The following is a 288-nucleotide window of genomic DNA, read 5'->3' as shown; positions in this document are numbered from 1 at the left end:
TTAATCGTTGATGATCAATATGGGATTCGTGTGTTATTACATGAAGTGTTCCAAAAAGAAGGTTATCAGACGTTCCAAGCAGCGAATGGATTTCAAGCTTTAGATATCGTGAAAAAAGATAATCCAGATTTAGTAGTGTTAGATATGAAAATTCCAGGCATGGATGGTATAGAGATTTTAAAGCATGTAAAAGAAATTGATGAGAGTATTAAAGTGATTTTAATGACTGCTTATGGAGAGTTTGATATGATTCAAGAAGCGAAAGATTTAGGTGCTTTAATGCATTTT

At 32.3% G+C, this 288-nt stretch carries 1 protein-coding gene; it reads left to right on the top strand.

The genetic code is table 11. The annotated features are described in order from the left end of the window. The coding region (gene spo0F / locus FE392_RS23200) for a sporulation initiation phosphotransferase Spo0F (RefSeq protein ID WP_319932027.1) at nucleotides 1-288 on the top strand (288 nt) is incomplete at both ends.

This window comes from Xenorhabdus santafensis, from assembly GCF_033949405.1.
Taxonomy (GTDB): domain Bacteria; phylum Pseudomonadota; class Gammaproteobacteria; order Enterobacterales; family Enterobacteriaceae; genus Xenorhabdus; species Xenorhabdus santafensis.
The sequence above is the reverse complement of the archived record's forward strand: the minus strand, read 5'-3'. Positions and strand labels throughout refer to the sequence as shown.